At 63.2% G+C, this 17,602-nt stretch carries 14 protein-coding genes and 1 riboswitch; of the genes, 7 read left to right on the top strand and 7 right to left on the bottom strand.

All coding sequences use genetic code 11. From position 1 onward, the window contains the following. Window positions 1-79: 79 nt before the first annotated feature. The 3 genes from B2J77_RS10075 to cobW are packed head-to-tail and all read right to left on the bottom strand — an operon-like array spanning window position 80 to window position 5,924. The gene (locus B2J77_RS10075) at window positions 80-1,090 is read right to left on the bottom strand and encodes an ATP-binding protein (protein ID WP_078478555.1); all 1,011 of its coding nucleotides are present in this window, start codon (window positions 1,088-1,090) and stop codon (window positions 80-82) included. A gap of 1 nt (window position 1,091) precedes the next feature. Continuing rightward, entirely contained in the window at window positions 1,092-4,853 is a 3,762-nt protein-coding gene (gene cobN, locus B2J77_RS10070; protein WP_078478554.1) for a cobaltochelatase subunit CobN, read from the bottom strand. Between the two features lie 3 nt (window positions 4,854-4,856). Continuing rightward, the gene (cobW, locus tag B2J77_RS10065) at window positions 4,857-5,924 is read right to left on the bottom strand and encodes a cobalamin biosynthesis protein CobW (protein WP_058638297.1); all 1,068 of its coding nucleotides are present in this window, start codon (window positions 5,922-5,924) and stop codon (window positions 4,857-4,859) included. Between the two features lie 99 nt (window positions 5,925-6,023). Beyond that, window positions 6,024-6,237: riboswitch (cobalamin riboswitch) on the bottom strand. Window positions 6,238-6,527: 290 nt separating this feature from the next. Here cobW and B2J77_RS10060 point away from each other — a divergent pair. The 3 genes from B2J77_RS10060 (at window position 6,528) to B2J77_RS10050 (ending at window position 10,124) form a co-directional block, all read left to right on the top strand. Next, entirely contained in the window at window positions 6,528-8,126 is a 1,599-nt protein-coding gene (locus tag B2J77_RS10060) for an ATP-binding cassette domain-containing protein (protein ID WP_058638298.1), read from the top strand. 74 nt (window positions 8,127-8,200) lie between these two features. Then, on the top strand, window positions 8,201-9,241 hold the full coding sequence (locus tag B2J77_RS10055) for a branched-chain amino acid aminotransferase (protein ID WP_256674249.1): 1,041 nt from the start codon (window positions 8,201-8,203) through the stop codon (window positions 9,239-9,241). A gap of 163 nt (window positions 9,242-9,404) precedes the next feature. Continuing rightward, complete coding sequence (locus B2J77_RS10050; RefSeq protein ID WP_078478553.1) at window positions 9,405-10,124, top strand: TorF family putative porin; 720 nt, start codon at window positions 9,405-9,407, stop codon at window positions 10,122-10,124. 41 nt (window positions 10,125-10,165) lie between these two features. Here B2J77_RS10050 and B2J77_RS10045 read toward each other — a convergent pair whose 3' ends face one another. From B2J77_RS10045 to B2J77_RS10035, 3 genes are all read right to left on the bottom strand, one after another. Further along, window positions 10,166-11,059 (bottom strand): DMT family transporter, encoded by an 894-nt coding sequence (locus tag B2J77_RS10045; RefSeq protein ID WP_078478552.1) that lies wholly within the window; start codon window positions 11,057-11,059, stop codon window positions 10,166-10,168. Window positions 11,060-11,147: 88 nt separating this feature from the next. Further along, complete coding sequence (locus B2J77_RS10040; RefSeq protein ID WP_058638301.1) at window positions 11,148-11,576, bottom strand: RidA family protein; 429 nt, start codon at window positions 11,574-11,576, stop codon at window positions 11,148-11,150. 144 nt (window positions 11,577-11,720) lie between these two features. After that, entirely contained in the window at window positions 11,721-11,933 is a 213-nt protein-coding gene (locus tag B2J77_RS10035) for a PLDc N-terminal domain-containing protein (protein ID WP_023535666.1), read from the bottom strand. 220 nt (window positions 11,934-12,153) lie between these two features. Between B2J77_RS10035 and B2J77_RS10030 the strand changes: the two genes are divergently transcribed. Beyond that, window positions 12,154-13,161 (top strand): GlxA family transcriptional regulator, encoded by a 1,008-nt coding sequence (locus B2J77_RS10030; protein WP_058638302.1) that lies wholly within the window; start codon window positions 12,154-12,156, stop codon window positions 13,159-13,161. A 22-nt stretch (window positions 13,162-13,183) separates the two neighbouring features. Here B2J77_RS10030 and B2J77_RS10025 read toward each other — a convergent pair whose 3' ends face one another. Continuing rightward, window positions 13,184-14,068 carry a hypothetical protein gene (locus B2J77_RS10025; RefSeq protein ID WP_058638303.1) on the bottom strand — a complete coding sequence of 295 codons (885 nt, stop codon included), beginning with the start codon at window positions 14,066-14,068 and terminating at the stop codon, window positions 13,184-13,186. Between the two features lie 195 nt (window positions 14,069-14,263). Between B2J77_RS10025 and B2J77_RS10020 the strand changes: the two genes are divergently transcribed. The 3 genes from B2J77_RS10020 to B2J77_RS10010 all read left to right on the top strand — a co-directional run bounded on the left by B2J77_RS10020 (window position 14,264) and on the right by B2J77_RS10010 (window position 17,591). Continuing rightward, window positions 14,264-15,244 carry an aliphatic sulfonate ABC transporter substrate-binding protein gene (locus B2J77_RS10020; protein WP_058638304.1) on the top strand — a complete coding sequence of 327 codons (981 nt, stop codon included), beginning with the start codon at window positions 14,264-14,266 and terminating at the stop codon, window positions 15,242-15,244. A gap of 12 nt (window positions 15,245-15,256) precedes the next feature. Continuing rightward, window positions 15,257-16,648, top strand: coding sequence for an LLM class flavin-dependent oxidoreductase (locus B2J77_RS10015; RefSeq protein WP_078478551.1), 1,392 nt, complete (start codon window positions 15,257-15,259; stop codon window positions 16,646-16,648). 106 nt (window positions 16,649-16,754) lie between these two features. Further along, window positions 16,755-17,591: a bifunctional allantoicase/(S)-ureidoglycine aminohydrolase gene (locus B2J77_RS10010; protein ID WP_058605425.1), complete on the top strand. Its 837-nt coding sequence runs from the start codon at window positions 16,755-16,757 to the stop codon at window positions 17,589-17,591. Window positions 17,592-17,602 lie beyond the last annotated feature (11 nt).

The raw sequence follows: 17,602 nt of genomic DNA, 5'->3' as shown, positions 1-17,602 counted from the left end.
TGGGCCCGACCGCGGCTTGCACCTGCGCGCGCACCCTTGCCTGCTTGCGCACCCGTCGTCTTGGCCGGCTGACGGATGCTCAGGGCTTTTTTGCCCAGCTCGGCACCTCACGCCTTGGCCCGCTTGCCACAGGCTGTGGGGCCAAAGCACCCCAATCCCCCTGCCCGCCTTTCTCGGCCGAGCTGCTGCCGGTCTGTGCCTGGGGCTGTTCGGGGGCTGCGGGCGGTGTAGCCTGGGCAGGCGACTGCCTACGATGGCGCAAGGCGAAATCTTCCACCGCGTCGATGTCAGACACCTCGATGGCCGCCGCCCCGCGCCATGCGCAGTGAGCGCGGGCGGCGCGCAACCACACCAGGTCTGCCCGCAGCCCATCCACTCCGGCGGCGTAACAGCGCTCGGTGATACTGGCCAAGGTCCGGTCATCCAGCGCGATGTCGTCCAGCGCCTGGCGCGCTGCATGACAGCGCTTGCGCAAGCCCTCCTGGGCCGATGCCCACTCGGCGCGGAACGCCAGGGGGTCATGGTCGAAGGCCAGCCGACGCCGGATGATCTGTTGCCGTGCATCAGGTGCGGGTAGACCGTCGAGCGCCACATTCAGACCGAAGCGGTCGAGCAGTTGGGGACGCAACTCGCCCTCTTCGGGGTTCATGGTGCCGATCAAGACGAAGCGCGCATCGTGACGATGGGAGATGCCGTCGCGTTCGATACGGTTGGTGCCACTGGCGGCGACATCGAGCAGCAAGTCAACCAAGGTGTCCGGCAGCAGGTTGACTTCATCCACATAAAGTACGCCGCCATTGGCCTGAGCCAGCACACCGGGGGAGAACTGCGCCTTGCCTTGCCCGAGTGCCGCATCCAGGTCGAGTGTGCCCACCAGGCGCTCTTCACTGGCGCCCAGCGGCAAGGTCACGAAAGGCCCATCGCCCAGCAGGTCAGCCAAGCCGCGGGCCAGGGTGCTCTTGGCCATGCCGCGCGGACCTTCGATGAGCACCCCGCCGATCCTGGGGTCGATGGCCGTCAGGCACAGCGCCAACTTCAAGTCGTCGGCCCCCACCACGGCGGCCAGGGGAAATTGTGCAGCGTCGTTCATTTCAAGCCTGTTCCTCGCCATCGAGCAGCTGTTCTTCCAGGGCATCGCGGTACTCGCCGGGGGACTGCCAGAGGCCGCGTTGCTGCGCCTCGATCAGCCGTTCGGTGAGGTCGCGCAGCGCCTGCGGGTTGTGCTCGCGCATGAATTCGCGGGTCGCCGGGTCCAGCACATAGGCATCGGCCAGCGACTGGTAATGATGATCGTCGATCAGGTGCGTCGTGGCGTCGAAGGCGAACAGGTTGTCGACCGTCGCCGCCATCTCGAACGCCCCTTTGTAGCCGTGGCGTTTGACGCCGTCGATCCACTTGGGGTTCAGCGCACGCGCGCGGATCACGCGGTTGAGCTCTTCCTTCAACGTGCGGATGCGCGGTCGGTCCACCTGGCTGTGATCACCGTGGTAGCTGGCCACGGACGCGCCTGCCAGCGTTTCAGTGGCCGCCAGCATGCCGCCCTGGAACTGGTAGTAGTCGTTGGAGTCGAGCACGTCATGTTCGTGATTGTCCTGGTTTTGCAGCACCGCCTGCACCTTGCTCAGGCGCTCGACGAACTGTGCCCTGGCCGGCGTGCCCTCGTCCTGCCCGCCATAGGCGTAGCTGCCATGGTTCAGGTAGACCTCGGCCAGGTCTTCACGGGTTTGCCACAGGCGCCCATCGATCGCATTCTGAACGCCAGCCCCGTAGGCACCTGGCTTGGCGCCAAAGACACGCCAACCGGCCTGGCGAGCCGCCTGCTCAGCGTCTACACCCTGCTGCTGCAAAGTCGTACGCTCGCTGCGCACGCGCGCAGCCAACGGGTTCAGATCATCGGGTTCATCAAGACCGGCCACGGCCTGAACGGCAGCATCGAACAGGCGGATGAGGCTGCCAAAGGCGTCCCGGAAGAAACCCGACACCCGCAGCGTCACGTCCACCCGCGGGCGGTCCAGCAGGCTCAGGGGCAGTATCTCGAAATCGTCGACCCGCTGGCTGCCGGTGGCCCAAACGGGCCGCACACCCATCAGTGCCATGGCCTGGGCAATGTCGTCACCACCGGTGCGCATGGTCGCGGTCCCCCACACCGACAGCCCGAGCTGGCGCAAGTGGTCGCCATGGTCTTGCAAATGACGCTCGAGTATCAGGTTGGCCGACGCGAAGCCTAGCCGCCACGCTGTGGTGGTCGGCAAGTTGCGCACATCGACGGTGTAGAAATTGCGGCCTGTGGGCAGTACGTCAAGCCGACCACGGCTGGGCGCGCCACTAGGCCCTGCAGGCACGAAGCGCCCAGCGAGCGCTGCAAGCAGCCCGTTCATCTCGGCGGCGCCACAGGCGTCCAGGCTCGGCGCCACGGTATCGCGCAGGTGATCGACAACGGCCTGAACGGGCTGGCCAAGTTCCGCCTCCAGCGCTGGCAGCGTGCCGTCGAGCGCACCCTCGATAACCTGCAATGCCAGCAGTTCGAGGCGCTCGCGGGTATCGCCAGCCGTACGCCAGGCCTGGTCGCTGATGTTCAGCAGTAGCGTGGGCCGTGGGCCTTGCCAGGGTTGCCCCAGGTCACAGTCCAGCGGATCGAAGCCAGGGACCAGTGCCTTGGCCAGCGCGCGCAACACACTCGCATTGCCGCCACGCCCATCGCCCCGCTCAACCCGCAGCAGTGCCAGCAGCGTGTCCAGGCGCAACCGACCCTCGGGCGACTGGCCGAATACATGCAAGCCATCGCGGATCTGCGATTCCTTGAGGTCGCACAGGTAGGTGTCAAGGCGTGGCAACCAGACGGTTGCATCGTCAAGCTGCCCTTCGAGTTGCAATTCCCGGTCGATGTGGTGGGTCCTGACCAGTTCGAGGATGTCGCGTTGCAACTCACGGGCGCGGCGCGGGTCGAGCAGTTGTGCTTCGTAGAATTCGTCGGCCAATTGCTCCAGGTGGCGTAGCGGGCCGTAGGTCTCGGCGCGGGTCAGCGGCGGCATCAGGTGATCGATGATCACGGCTTGCGTGCGTCGCTTGGCCTGCGCGCCCTCACCTGGGTCGTTGACGATGAACGGATAGATGTTGGGCAGCGGCCCGAGCAGCGCATCCGGCCAGCACGTATCGGACAGCCCTACCCCCTTGCCCGGGAGCCATTCCAGGTTGCCGTGCTTGCCGACATGGATGACAGCGTCGGCCGCATACACATGCCTCAGCCAGAAATAGAACGCCAGGTAGCCATGGGGTGGCACCAGGTCCGGATCGTGATAAACGGCGCTGGGGTCTACCTGATAGCCGCGAGCAGGCTGGATGCCGACGAAGGTCATCCCCATGCGCACCCCTGCCACCATCAAACGGCCCTGGCGGAACATCGGGTCCTGCTCCGGTGGCCCCCAGCGCTCCAGTACCGCCTGGCGGTTGGCGTCCGGCAGGCGGTCGAATGCCGCCTGGTAATCGACCAGGCTCATGCTCTGGGCACAGGGCCGCTGGTCGATCTGGTCGAGGTCGTTGGTCACACCGCCCAGCAATTGATGGATCAACTGGGTACCGCTCTCGGGCAGCTCGCTGACCGGATAGCCTTCAGTGCGCAGCGCACGCAAGATATTGAGCGCCGCAGCCGGCGTGTCCAGGCCCACGCCATTGCCGATGCGCCCATCGCGCGTGGGGTAGTTTGCCAGGATCAACGCCACGCGCTTGTGCGCATTGGGCTGGCGCGCCAGGGTCACCCAGCGCCGTGCCAGCTCGGCCACAAAATCCATGCGCTCGGGGTGGGCGCGGTAGCACACCACATCCGATTGGCTGCGTTCGCTGTGCCAGGCCATGTCCTTGAAGCTGACCGGCCGGGTGATGATGCGGCCGTCCAGTTCCGGTAGCACGATGTGCATGGCCAGGTCACGTGCGCCGAGGCCCTGCTCGCTGGCCTCCCAACCCGGTTGGTTGTCCTGCGCGCAAATGGCCTGCAACACGGGTATGTCTCGTCTTAGGGGGCGCAGGTTAGGACGCTCCGGGCTGGACAGGGCGAAACCCGTGGTGTTGAGCACAACCTCGGCGCCGACCATGTCGAGCCATGCTTCGACCTGTTCCAGGCAGGCGCTTTCCTTCAGGCTGGCCACCGCAATCGGCAACGGGTTCAAACCTGCTGCCTGCAGGCGCTGGCAGAACACATCGATGAAAGCCGTGTTCGCTGCTTGCAGGTGCGAGCGATAGAACAGTATCGGCGCCACCGGATGATCGGCATGCCAGTGCGGGTACCAGTCCTCCAGCGCCCCACTGCCCACCTGAGGGTGGTAAACCGTCGTGCGAAGCAACGCCCGCGGCTCGGCCCAGGGATAGTCACGGTCCAGCCACTGACTGGCAAGGTAGTAGAACAGATTGAGTGCGTTGGCCTTGCCACCCTGGCGAAGGTAGTGCCACAACTGCTCGGCTTGCGCCCCCTGCACGGACCCAAGCCCGGTCAGTTCCGGGTCGGGACGGTCGTCGCCGGGCACCAGAATCACGTGCACGCCGCGCTCGGCGAGCGTAACCAACTGTTCCACACCGTAGCGCCAGTACCCCACGCCGCCGTGCAGCGACACCAGGATGACCTTGGCGTGCTGCAAGACCTGATCGACATAAAGGTCGACCGAAGCGTGGTTCTGCACCTGCATGGGGTTGGCCAGGCGCAAGCTGGGATAGTCGCCGGGCAGCTGCTCGGCGCTGTCGGCGAGCAAGGCCAGGTGCGAATCCCCGCTGCAGAGGATGACCAGTTCGGCTGGCGTCTGGCCGAGGTCGGCAATGCTGTCGTCGGGCACGAAGCCGCCGGGCTGGGTCCGCAGCAGGTGCATGGGTCAGGCGCCCAGAGCGTGGCGCAGACGCGCTTCGAGCTGGGCGGGGTCAAGGTCCTGACCGATCAGCACCAGGCGCGTGACGCGCGGCTCTTCGGCGCGCCAGGCGCGGTCGAAGTGCTTGTCGAAGCGCGTACCTACCCCCTGGATGAGCAAGCGCATCGGCTTGCCAGCGATGGCGGCGAAGCCTTTGACGCGCAGGATGCCGTACTCGACCACCAGTTGGTTGAGCGCCTCGATCAGCACCCGCTCATCGGATTCGGGGAGGTCGATGGAGATGGAATCGAAGGCATCATGGTCATGGTCGTCATGGTCATCGCCGTCGTGATGGGCATCGTGGTGGGTCGGGCGGGCGTCGATGTGCTGCTCGGACTCGGCGCCCAGGCCCAGCAACACCTCCAGCGGCAACTTGCCACTGCTGGCTTCGATGACTTTGACAGCCGCTGGCAGCTCTTCGGCGACCTCGGCACGCACCTTGGCCAGGCCATCGGCATCGATCAGGTCGGCTTTGTTCAACACAACCAGGTCGGCGCTGGCCAGTTGGTCAGCGAACAGCTCGTGCAGGGGGGACTCGTGGTCCAGGTTCGGGTCCAGCTTGCGCTGGGCGTCGACCTGGTCCGGGTAGGCGGCGAAAGTGCCTGCGGCAACGGCGGGGCTGTCGACCACGGTGATCACCGCATCGACGGTGCAGGCGGTGCGGATCTCAGGCCATTGGAAGGCTTGTACCAGCGGCTTGGGCAACGCCAGGCCGCTGGTTTCGATCAGGATATGGTCCAGGTCGCCGCGGCGCGCCACCAGTTCGCGCATCACCGGGAAGAACTCTTCCTGGACGGTGCAGCACAGGCAACCGTTGGCCAGTTCGTACACCCGGCCATTGGCCTCTTCCTCGGTGCAGCCGATGCTGCACTGCTTGAGGATGTCGCCATCAATGCCCAGCTCGCCGAATTCGTTGACGATCACGGCGATGCGCCGACCCTGTGCGTTGTCGAGCATGTGGCGCAACAGGGTAGTCTTGCCCGAGCCCAGGAAGCCGGTGACGATGGTAACGGGGAGCTTGGCCAGTGTTTTCATGTTGCAGTGCCCTTGGCAGAATGGCGCGGGCATGCAGGACGAGCGCCGCCGACCAGACAGGCCAGGCATGTTCGCCACCGGATCACCCCGCCCGGTTTAAAGTCGAAAACGTTGCGAGGCAGGTCTCCTGGCTTGCACCTGCGCCAGGCACGGTCATCAGGACCGGGCTTGGGGGAAGACGCCTTCCCGCGCTTGGCGCAGTGGCAGTGTCGACCCATCAATGGTGCCTACAGTTGCGGGGGCAGCCGCGGCTTGAACCGCGTTCCCGTCTTAGCTCCGGCCTGGCCGGAGAACCTCGAACGGCCAAGGCTACGCAGTGGCTGTCGGGTGGTCAACCGTTGTCGAGGCTGTGGGGACCCGCACTGCTGCCAGACGGCGACCTTCGTCCCGCCCTCGCCCTCGCCACCCACGAATAAAGTGCAAGGCAGTACCCTTTCTCTTCATCGCCTGCCCGCTTTACGCGCTGACCATCCTCCTCTACCCTTCCCACTTCCCCTTCATGAGGTATTCGTCCAATGCGCCATTGATGCCGCCGTCTGCTTGACGGCCAGTCTTCACTTTCCGGTCGCCACCGGAAATGTCGCGGCATTTGTGGAGTTGCACATGACGACTACGTCTATCCTGACGCTGGACAGCGTCACCCTGGTCTTGCCAGATGGCAGGCCACTGTTCACCGATCTCACCCAGACCTTCGACACTACCCGGACCGGCCTGGTAGGCCGCAACGGCGTGGGCAAGACCCTGCTTGGCCAACTGCTCGCTGGCCGGCGTTCACCCAGCAGCGGCACGTGCCAGCGCTTGGGCCGTGTCCATCTTGTCGATCAACAGGTGATCGACACCAGCAAGACCGTGGCCGATCTGGCCCAGATGGGGCCCTTGATCGCAGCGCTCGAACGGATCGCACTCGGCAGCGTGGAGGCGGCTGACTTCGACACCGTCGGCGAGCGCTGGGATGCGCCCGAGCGCCTGCGCGCCCAGCTGCACCGCCATGGCCTGGGCCACCTGGACCTGCAACGCCCTGTCCATACCCTGAGCGGCGGGCAGGCCATGGGCGTGGCGCTGATTGGCGCCTGGTTGAGCGAGGCCGACTTTCTCATACTCGATGAACCTACCAACCACCTGGACGACCACGGTCGCACGCAGTGGCTGGCGATGATGCAAACCTGGAACCGCGGCTTGCTCGTGATAAGCCATGACCGTTCTCTACTCGAGCACATGGACTGTATCCTCGAACTGTCAAGCCTGGGCCTGAAAGCCTATGGCGGCAACTTCAGCCACTATCAGGCACGAAAGCGCTGCGAGACCACGCAAGCTGTGCAGCAGTTGGCACACCTCAAGCGCTCCCAGCAGCAGCAAGCCAGAGCCCAGCTACAGCAACGCCAGGCACTGGACAAAGCCCAGGCCCGGGCGGGGCGCAAGGCCAAGGGCGTGAACCAAGCCAAGATCCTGCTCGATCACCAGCAGCAAGGCGGCCAGGCGACGCTTGGCAAGCAGCGCCGACGCCATCGGGCGGCCGGGCAACAGCTGATCGACAGGGTGCGGGACGCTGCGCAAGCGGTCGAAAGAGCCTGCGAAATTACCGTGCACACGCCAACGCTTGAGCCCAATGTCCAGCGGCAGGTGGTACTGCTGCAAGCCTTGCGCCTGCCGCATGGCACACAAGTACCCATCGACCTCAGCCTGCGCCAGGGCCAACGTTGTGCCCTGACGGGCGTCAATGGCAGCGGCAAGAGCACACTGCTGAAAATGATCGCCGGCCAGTTGCCAGCGCCTGCAGGCCACCTCAAGGTCACAGACCAAACGGCGCTGCTCGACCAGCACTGCAGCGTGTTGTCGGCCGACGTAAGCGCGCTGGAACACGTACAACAGGCCAACCCGGCACTGGATCAGAGCCATGTACGCATGCTGCTGGCTCAGCTGGGCCTGGACGCTGCACGTGTCGCGCTGCCCAGCAGCCTACTCAGTGGAGGCGAGCGCATGAAGGCGGCTCTGGCGGGGATCCTGTACCGCAGGCGACCGGTGGAACTGCTGCTACTGGACGAACCTGGCAACCACCTCGACCTGCCATCGCTCAAGGCCCTGCAAAAGATGCTGGAGCAGTTCACCGGTGCGCTGATGATCGCTTCCCATGACCAGGTGCTGCTCGATGCGCTGAGGCTCGACTGCGCCTTACGCCTTGAAGGGCCGAGCATCAAGTGGTGATAGGACATTTCCGATCCGGCGAAGATGTATTAAGGTGGCGTGTGCGCATATAACAGCAGCCCGAACGTGGGCACTTGCAAGACAACGAGGGTGTCATGAGCAACGAAAGCATTAACTGGGACAAGCTCGGCTTCGACTACATCAAGACCGATAAACGCTATCTGTCTGTCTGGCGCGATGGCGCGTGGGATGAAGGCACCCTGACCGAAGACAACGTGCTGCATATCAGCGAAGGCTCCACGGCCCTGCATTACGGCCAGCAGTGCTTCGAAGGTCTGAAGGCCTACCGTTGCAAGGATGGCTCGATCAACCTGTTCCGCCCTGACCAGAATGCCGCCCGCATGCAGCGCAGCTGTGCGCGCCTGCTCATGCCCCACGTGCCCACCGACGTGTTCATCGAAGCCTGCAAGCAGGTCGTCAAGGCCAACGAGCGCTTCGTGCCCCCCCACGGCAAAGGCGCCCTGTACTTGCGCCCATTCGTCATCGGCACGGGTGACAACATTGGCGTGCGCACTGCGCCGGAGTTCATCTTTTCCGTCTTCGCCATCCCGGTAGGCTCGTACTTCAAAGGCGGCATGAAGCCTCACAACTTCCAGATCTCCAGCTTCGACCGCGCGGCTCCGCAAGGGACCGGCGCTGCCAAGGTGGGTGGTAACTATGCCGCCAGCCTGCAACCAGGCTATGAGGCGAAAAAGGCCAACTTCGCCGATGCCATCTATCTGGACCCGTTGACCCATTCCAAGATCGAGGAAGTAGGTTCGGCCAACTTCTTCGGCATCACGGCCAATAACGAGTTCGTAACGCCCAAGTCGGCTTCGGTGCTGCCGGGTATTACCCGCCTGTCCCTGATGGAGCTGGCGCAGTCTCGCCTGGGCCTGACCGTTATCGAAGGGGATGTGGAAATCAGCCAGCTGGATCGCTTCGTCGAGGCAGGTGCCTGCGGCACTGCGGCGGTGATCACTCCCATCGGCGGCATCGAGTACAACGGCAAGCTGCATGTTTTCCATGACCTGGAGAAGGTCGGCCCCGTTACCCAGAAGCTCTACAACGAATTGACCGGCATTCAGAGCGGCGACATCGAGGCTCCGGCAGGCTGGATCGTCAAAGTGGCCTGATCACTCACACTGCATGATCTAGAAGGCGCGCTCCTCAGGGGGCGCGCCTTTTTTTGCACGTCGAAACAGGCCATTGCGTGCCCGAGCAGGCAACAAGGTTTCCTCCGCGCGCCAGGCCCGGTATCCTTCAAGGCTCTACTGCAAGTCCTTCAGGAAGCCGACCATGATCAGGCCCCTTCTAGTGCTGAGCGCAGCCCTGCTGTTGAGCCCCACGCTCCTGGCCCAGCAGATCAAACGTGAAGTGGGCGACTTTGACTTCACCCTCAGTACGACGCCTACTCGCACCATGGCCCAGGGGCTTATTTCCCCAGCCGCTACCGGCGCCTTTCACGGCGGCCTGGATTTCAGTCACACCAGTGGTTGGTACGTGGGGCAATACACACCCAGCATGGGCGTGGCGCCAGGGTCCACCCTGCGGGTCGACAACTACGTCGGCTACAAGCATCACTTCGACAGTACCCTGGGTTACGAGATCGGCGTGATCCACTACAGCCAACCCAACATCGCAGGTGCAGAGAGCCATGCACTGTATGGGGGTATTTCCATAATGGGCAGCCGATTCGGCGGGGCCTTGCGAGACAACCCAAGCAACCGGATCGGCACCCTGTATGCCGATTTCGGGCAAGTCCCCCTGCTCAACGCCGACCTGACGGTCAAGCTGGCCCATCATCGGCTCGGCACCCCATTCACGATCGGCGACGGCAGCCAGGTCAACGGTTTCTCCGACTGGTCCATGCAGCTGTCGCGCCCCTGGTTAGGCCTGGACCTGAACCTGATCTACAGCGACTCGAACCTGACCGGTGGCGGCTGCGATGCTTATTCGGGGATCAACACCTATTGCGAGAGCGTGGTAACCCTCAAGGCCCAGCGCAGTTTCTTCTAGGCAACCCTGCTCACGCTCAGCCTTTGCCGGCCACTGCCACCTCAAGCCTGTGTCGGCGCCCGTGGACGGGGGGCAGTGACAGCGATGGCCACCCCGCCCAGGACAATCGCGCAGGCAGCCATGGCACGTAGCGACAATGTCTCGCCGATCACGAGCATTCCACCCAACGCGGCGATCACCGGCACGCTCAGTTGCAACGTGGCGGCTTGTTGCGCGCTGATGCGCCGCACCACGCTGTACCAGACGGCGTAACCTGCCGCCGATGCCAAAACCCCAGAGCACACTGCAAAGAACACGCCGGCCATCGAGAACCGCAGCTCGGCACCGAAAACCATCAGCGGCGCACACACGGCTAGGAAGGGCACGCTGCGAATGAAGTTGCCCGCCGTGTCGGCCAGCGGCCGAGGTGATCCCTGCCCCAGCAAGGTGTAGATCCCCCACGCTATACCCGCGACTACCATCAGCAAGGCGCTCGTCAGTGTAGGTGCGTGGCTGCCAGGCAGCAGCAACACGATCAGGCCTGAAAAAGCCATCAGCATGCCTGACAACGTGCGCAGGCTGATCCGTTCCCCACGCAGCAACGCCATGCCGAACATGGTCAGCTGCACAGCGCCAAACAAGAGCAATGCCCCTACCCCTGCATTCAAATCAAGGTAGGCGACGGAGAACAGAAAGGCGTAGCAAAATAACGCCAAGCCACCTCGCCAACTGCCGGCAGCGCCTGAGCAGGGACTGCGCAGCCGTACCAGCCACCACAGGCACAAGGCGCCGCTGCCCAGGCGCAGCGCGGTGAAGCTGATAGCGTCGACGGCGCCATCCTTGAGCGCCAGCCGGCAAAAAACCGAGTTGGCAGCGAAGGCCATCAAGCTGAACATGGCCGGCCAGAACCAGGCGCTCAGCAACGGCCGTTCGATCGGAGATGAGGTCGTGCTCATGGTGTGGTCACCTCTGAGAACCGCTGTGCTTATCGCGCAGGAAGGCGCAAACCTGAGCAGAGATTTACTACACAGCCAGTCGATGGCGCTACCTACCTTGGGAGGAGACAGGCAGCGCCGCCACGGCATCCACCTCGATGAGCATCCCGTCCAGGGCCAGGCGTGGGACCGGTATGAGCGTACAGGTAGGCTTGAGGGCCTGGCCCCACGCGTGGTCCACAGCTTCCACCCATTGCTGGAGCCGCGCCTGGCTATGGTCGACGATCAGTAGGGTGAGCTTGCAGACATGCTCAAGGCCCGCCCCTTTGCTGGACAAGGCCAGCTCCAGGTTGGCAAGGGCCTGGCGCGCCTGATCGGCGAAAACAGGGGATAGAGCCCCACTGGCCTGCTCCCCACCCTGACCCGCGATGAAAAGCAGCCTGCTCCCTGAGCGCACGTCGGCCACATGGGAGTATCCGTTGCCACTGGGGTCATACAGAGATTGAGGGTTGCTCAGTTCAAAAGCGGTGGTGTGCATGGTTTGGGCGCTCGGTTCATGGAATGAGCGCCGAGTATCCAACCTCAAGCAAACCTGAGGTCAAGGGTCGGAAGCGGCCCCAGGACATGATTTATGCGGCTACACCCGCGAGGCTGCCAGACGCCCCCGGCGCCTGGCGCGCAATCACTTCTCTTCCAGTACTGCCTTGCCCTTGACTGCACGCGGCCCGCGCCAGGCCCAGATCGGCAGGCCAGGGAACGGTGCCCACACGACGAACACAATCCACAGCATCTTGCGCTCGGCGCGCCGATCGCTGCCCATGATGTGCCAGATCGCCCAGATCTCCAGCAAAATCAAGATGATTGCCACCACGAACCAAATCGTTCCGATTTCCATGAGCTTCCTCCCATTGGCACTTACCCTATTGATTCACCGAAGACGTCTGGGGTTCCGTTCGATTTGAACGGCGCCAGCGTGTATCCAACCCGCCTGCCCCAGGCCGACGCCCAGCGCATGCCTGAACACGACCTGCACGTTGGCACCAGCCACCCTGCCGATTGTCTTTCATAGGGGCACCGGCCACACTTTGGTGCGAAGCCAGGAAGCGGAGTCCAGCGTGTCCACACCCCGTCAGTTCAGCAAAAAGAGCAGCACCAGCAACATGCTGCGATTAAAGACCAGCAGTGCCAGCGTAGAGGCGCCCTATCGGGTCGACTTCGTTTTGCTCGAACACTTCTCCATGGCCAGCTTCACCGTGGCCATGGACGTGCTGGTCACGGCTAATCTTCTGCGCGCGGACAGCTTCCAATTCACGCCCTTGTCGCTTGCCGGTGACCGTGTGCTCAGTGACCTGGGGCTAGAGTTGATCACGACCGAGCTTTCGGCAACCGCCCTCAAGCACTTGGACTTGCTCGTGGTCTGCGGCGGTTTGCGTACGCCGCTCAAATATCCTGAGCTCGACCGCTTGCTTCAGGACTGCGCATCTCACGGCATGGCCTTGGGCGGCCTGTGGAATGGCGCATGGTTTCTTGGCCGCGCCGGAGCGCTGGATGACTACGGCTGCAGCGTTCATCCCGAACAACGTGCCAGCCTCGCTGAACGCAGCCCGCAGACGCGTATCACGCCCGCAAGCTTCACCCTCGACCGGGACCGACTGAGCGCCGCCAGCCCGAACGGGGCGATGGAATTGATGCTGGGACTGGTACGACGGCTGTACGGTGACGGTCTGGCAGAGGGCGTCGAGGAGATTCTGTCCTTCTCGGGTGCTCGCTATCGGCAAGTGGGCCCCGGGGCCAAGAAGTCGATGAGTCTGCACCTGCGCACCATCGTCGAGCTGATGGAAAACAACCTTGAGGAAACCCTCAGCCTGGACCAGTTGGCGGCTTACAGCGGCCGCTCTCGCCGCCAGATAGACCGCCTGTTCCAGGCGCAGCTAGGCACCTCTCCACGGCGCTACTACATGGAACTTCGCATCACCAAAAGTCGCCGCCTGCTGCAGTACTCCGATCTCTCGGTGATGGAGGTGGCGCTGGCGTGCGGCTTCGTCTCGGTGTCGCACTTCAGTAAATGCTACGCCGCCTATTTCGGTTATCCCCCATCGCGCGAGCAGCGCCTGGGGGATTGAACCTGCTCGCGCTTTTGTGGCGTCAGTCTGACGCAGCAGCGGGCTGCTTCGAAGGAGGGGTCAAGTGCAGCACGCGATCCCGCCCGCCTTCTGCAAGCCAGTAACCGCCGCTGCCATCGGCCACGATGGACTGCGGCGCCTTGAGAAACGACAGCACGGTCTGGCGAGTCCCATCGGGCTTTATGCGCAGCAGCCGTGCCCGGTGCGTGTTGTCTTCACTGATCCAAAGACCACGCTGGTCACAAAACAGGAATGTGGGGTTCCTGAGGCTATCGAACACCACAGGGTCCTTGCCATCCTTGGACAACGCCCGTATCTGCCCGTCGGCTTTCTCGGTGTACAGCAGCCGGCCATCCCCGCATCGGGTCAACCCTTCAGCTTCGGTCAGGCCCGAACGCAGCACGTCCACCTGGCCGCTGCGCCAGTCATAGCGCAGCAAGCGGCCATCACCCTTGCGGTCTTCGATGGCATAAAGGTGGTTGCCCTCGTTCCAAAGGCCCTGCACCGCAATACCGTCGAAAAGCGGTGTGACCTGGCCATCGACAGCCAGACTCACCGGCGCCAGGCCACCTTCCTGGCTGAAGACCCAGCCACCTCTGGCCGCCACCATGCCGTCGGGCTTGGACAGCTGGTCCACGAGCACTTCGCGCTCACCGTCGGGTGCAATCTTGAGAATACTGCCCCGACCATCGTCCAGCTCCTGGCTTACCAGCAGACTGCCGTCGGCCTGGGGAAGCAGCGACGCAGCCTTGTCCACGTTGCGGTGCGCGACCTCCACCTGCCAACCCGAAGCGGCCTGCACGGGGTAGAAGCTTTGCCAGGCGAAAAATCCGAGCGTTGCCATTACAAGGCCGGTGGTAGCGGTGAGCACGATGCGGGTGATGGGTTTACGCAGAAAGGTGGGCATGGAGAACTCCTTGATTCTGCAAGGAATGCTAGCAAGGGGATGTGAAAAAAATGTCGGAAGCAGACACCTGATTACAAAACAAAAGGATATAAAAATAACTAAAAAGTCTAATAATTAGTAATAAAGAAATTGAAGCAGCGCGGTCAGGTGCTTATGTTCTGGTGCTCCCACTCATCGCATATCAAGGATCGCGCCATGCCCCACTCTCTCTTTTCATCACTACGCCGGCGAGCACTGGGAGCACTACTGGCCTCGCTTGCCGGGGCCCTGCTGATAGCCGCAGCGGCGCAGGCGCAAGACAACAGCACCCTGCGCATCGGATACCAGAAATTCAACAGCCTCAACATCCTCAAAGGCAGCGGCGCACTGGAAAAAGCCCTTGCCCCGCAAGGGGTGAGGGTCAGCTGGCATGAGTTTGCCGCCGGCCCACAGTTGCTCGAGGCACTGAGTACCGGTGCCATCGACGTGGGACACGCGGCCGATGCACCTTCGGTGTTCGCCCAGGCGGCCGGCAAACCCGTGGTCTACCTGGCCGCTGAACAGCCTTATCCGCGTGGGATCGGCCTGGTGGTGCGCCAGCAGGACCCTCTGAACGATGTGCAGGATCTGAAGGGCAAGCGCGTGGCCACTGGCCGGGGATGGAATGCCCAGTACTTGCTGGCCGTCGCCTTGCAACAGGCAGGCCTGAGTTACCAGGACATCACCCCGGCCTACGTCAATAACGCAGCCGACGCGATAGCCGCGCTGCAGTCAGGCAGCGTTCAGGCCGCCACACTGTGGGACCCATTCCTGGCTGCAGCCGAGCGGCAGCCAGGGCTGAAAAACCTGCGTGACGGGACCGGCTTGACCAACAACCGCACCTTCTACCTGTCCACCGCCCGCTTCGCGGACAGCCATAAGGCGTTGCTCAGAATATTCTTCAGCGAACTGGCCAAAGCCAGCCAGTGGGCCAATGACAAACCCGGCGACGTCGCCGCCTTGCTGGCGCCGCAGCTTGGCATCAACGCCGATGTTCTGGAAGTAGCAAGTCAACGACGCAACTACAACGCTGTGCCAGTGACCCCAGAGATCGTTGCCGAACAACAGAAGCTGGCCGACACCTTCCAAGGGCTTGGCCTGATCCCCCGCAAACTGAACGTAGCCGAAGCGGTTTACCCTGCTTCCGTGCTGCCTTGAGGCCAGCTCAACATGCCCCGCCCTATACGCTTCAACGCCTTCAGCATGAACGCTGCCAGCCATCAATCGCCTGGCTTGTGGCGCCACCCGCGCAACACCAGCACCGATTTCAACCGCCTGGCTTACTGGACCGACCTGGCCAGGCGACTCGAACGCGGTTTGTTCGACGCACTGTTCATTGCCGATGTCATGGGCATCTATGACGTCTATCAAGGCAGCCCGCACCCGGCCTTGCGCGGCGGCGTCCAGGTGCCGGTGAACGATCCGATGCTGTTGGTCCCCGCCATGGCCGCTGTGACCGAGCACCTGGGCTTCGGGGTCACCTTCTCGCTGACTTACGAGCACCCCTATCCCTTTGCACGGCGCATGTCCACACTCGACCACCTCAGTGACGGGCGCGTGGGCTGGAATATCGTCACCGGCTACCTGGACAGTGCCGCGCGTAACCTGGGGCTCGACCGACAACTGGGGCATGACCTGCGCTATGACTTGGCCGAGGAGTATCTGCAGGTGCTCTACAAACTCTGGGAAAAGAGCTGGGACGACGATGCCCTGGTGCTGGACCGTGAAACGGGCCGCTACGTCGAGCCAACCCGTGTGCACCCCATCGGCCACGCCGGCGCGCACTTCCAGGTACCCGGCATGCACCTCTGCCAGCCATCGCCGCAACGCACACCCGTGCTGTTTCAGGCAGGCGCGTCGGCGCGCGGTCAGCAGTTCGCCGCCAAGCATGCCGAATGCGTGTTCATCAGCGGGCCGACACCCACGGTTCTGCGGCGCTACGCCGATGGCGTGCGTCAGGCCAGCGAAGCGGCGGGACGCGCACGTGACGAGGTGCTGATCTATGCCCAGGCGTTGCTGATCGTCGCGCCCACTCACGAGCAGGCTCAGGCACGCTTTGACCAATACCGCAGTTTCGTCGACATCGAAGCAGCCCTGACACTGTTGTCAGGTTGGACCGGAATCGACCTGGATGGCCTGGACCCTGACGCGCCAATCCAGTACGTGGAAAACGATGCGGGCCGTGCAGCATTGGCAGCCTTCACGGCGGCGGACCCTAGCCGTCAATGGACCGTGCGCGAGGCGGCGCAATTCATCGGGCTAGGAGGACGCGGCCCCGTCCTGATCGGTACGCCAAGTGAAGTCGCCGACCAGTTGGAGGCGTGGGTCGATCAAACCGGTATCGATGGGTTCAACCTCACGTATGCCGTCCAACCTGACGACCTGGCCCATGTCGTGGAGTTGCTGGTTCCCGAACTGCAGCGCCGTGGCCGCTATCCCCGCGGGTACGTCGATGGCACCTTGCGCCACAAGTTGTTCGGCAAAGGAAACCGGCTAACGGCGCACCATGTCGGCAGCCGCGTGAGCATTCAGCAACCAAATACTGGGTATTCCAACATTTAATTTGTAGATGTTCGGCGCGCCACCCTATCCTGTGCCCACGTCCCCTGCACCGCACCGGCCGGTGCGGCCCACGGCATGGGGATAGAACAACAAGTCGAGAGCATTCATGTCGAACCACGCCTATTTCGCGCCCCACGGCGGCCACCCGGCTCAAACCGAGCTGCTGACCGACCGTGCCATGTTCACCGAAGCCTACGCGGTCATTCCCAAGGGCGTGATGCGTGACATCGTCACCAGTCACTTGCCCTTCTGGGACAAGATGCGCATGTGGGTCATCGCCCGGCCGCTGACAGGGTTCGCCGAAACGTTCTCCCAGTACATCGTCGAGGTGGCGCCCGAAGGCGGGAGCGAACGGCCTGAACTGGACCCCAACGCCGAAGCCGTGCTGTTTATCGTCGAAGGCGAGCTGGACATTACCGTCGAGGGTCAGCACCACACACTGGTGCCAGGGGGTTATGCGTTTCTCGCGCCTGGCGCCGAATGGAGCCTGCGCAACAACAGCCAGGCCAATGTCACCTTCCACTGGCTGCGCAAGCACTACCAGAAGGTCGAAGGGCTGGACGTACCGTCTTCGTTCGTGACCCACCGCGACAACGCTACCGTGATCGAAATGCCAGGCACCGAAGGCCGCTGGAAAACCACCCGCTTCGTCGACATGGCTGACATGCGCCATGACATGCACGTCAATATCGTCACTTTCCAGCCAGGTGGGGTCATACCGTTTGCTGAAACCCATGTCATGGAGCACGGGCTTTATGTGCTGGAAGGCAAGGCGGTCTATCGCCTGAATCAGGACTGGGTCGAAGTCGAGGCCGGTGATTTCATGTGGCTGCGGGCCTTCTGCCCACAGGCCTGCTATGCCGGCGGCCCTGGCAACTTCAGTTACCTGCTGTACAAAGACGTGAACCGTCACGTGCACTTGACGCTCAACCCCAAGCGCTGAGCACAGAAGAC

This window comes from Pseudomonas parafulva, assembly GCF_002021815.1.
Classification (GTDB): domain Bacteria; phylum Pseudomonadota; class Gammaproteobacteria; order Pseudomonadales; family Pseudomonadaceae; genus Aquipseudomonas; species Aquipseudomonas parafulva_B.
The sequence above is the reverse complement of the archived record's forward strand: the minus strand, read 5'-3'. Positions and strand labels throughout refer to the sequence as shown.

Excerpts from the sequence above, each read along its gene's own strand:
- B2J77_RS10075 (WP_078478555.1), bottom strand. The coding sequence starts at position 1,090 with ATGAACGACGCTGCACAATTTCCCCTGGCCGCCGTGGTGGGGGCCGAC.
- cobN (WP_078478554.1), bottom strand. The coding sequence starts at position 4,853 with ATGCACCTGCTGCGGACCCAGCCCGGCGGCTTCGTGCCCGACGACAGC.
- cobW (WP_058638297.1), bottom strand. The coding sequence starts at position 5,924 with ATGAAAACACTGGCCAAGCTCCCCGTTACCATCGTCACCGGCTTCCTG.
- B2J77_RS10060 (WP_058638298.1), top strand. The coding sequence starts at position 6,528 with ATGACGACTACGTCTATCCTGACGCTGGACAGCGTCACCCTGGTCTTG.
- B2J77_RS10050 (WP_078478553.1), top strand. The coding sequence starts at position 9,405 with ATGATCAGGCCCCTTCTAGTGCTGAGCGCAGCCCTGCTGTTGAGCCCC.
- B2J77_RS10045 (WP_078478552.1), bottom strand. The coding sequence starts at position 11,059 with ATGAGCACGACCTCATCTCCGATCGAACGGCCGTTGCTGAGCGCCTGG.
- B2J77_RS10040 (WP_058638301.1), bottom strand. The coding sequence starts at position 11,576 with ATGCACACCACCGCTTTTGAACTGAGCAACCCTCAATCTCTGTATGAC.
- B2J77_RS10035 (WP_023535666.1), bottom strand. The coding sequence starts at position 11,933 with ATGGAAATCGGAACGATTTGGTTCGTGGTGGCAATCATCTTGATTTTG.
- B2J77_RS10025 (WP_058638303.1), bottom strand. The coding sequence starts at position 14,068 with ATGCCCACCTTTCTGCGTAAACCCATCACCCGCATCGTGCTCACCGCT.
- B2J77_RS10020 (WP_058638304.1), top strand. The coding sequence starts at position 14,264 with ATGCCCCACTCTCTCTTTTCATCACTACGCCGGCGAGCACTGGGAGCA.
- B2J77_RS10015 (WP_078478551.1), top strand. The coding sequence starts at position 15,257 with ATGCCCCGCCCTATACGCTTCAACGCCTTCAGCATGAACGCTGCCAGC.
- B2J77_RS10010 (WP_058605425.1), top strand. The coding sequence starts at position 16,755 with ATGTCGAACCACGCCTATTTCGCGCCCCACGGCGGCCACCCGGCTCAA.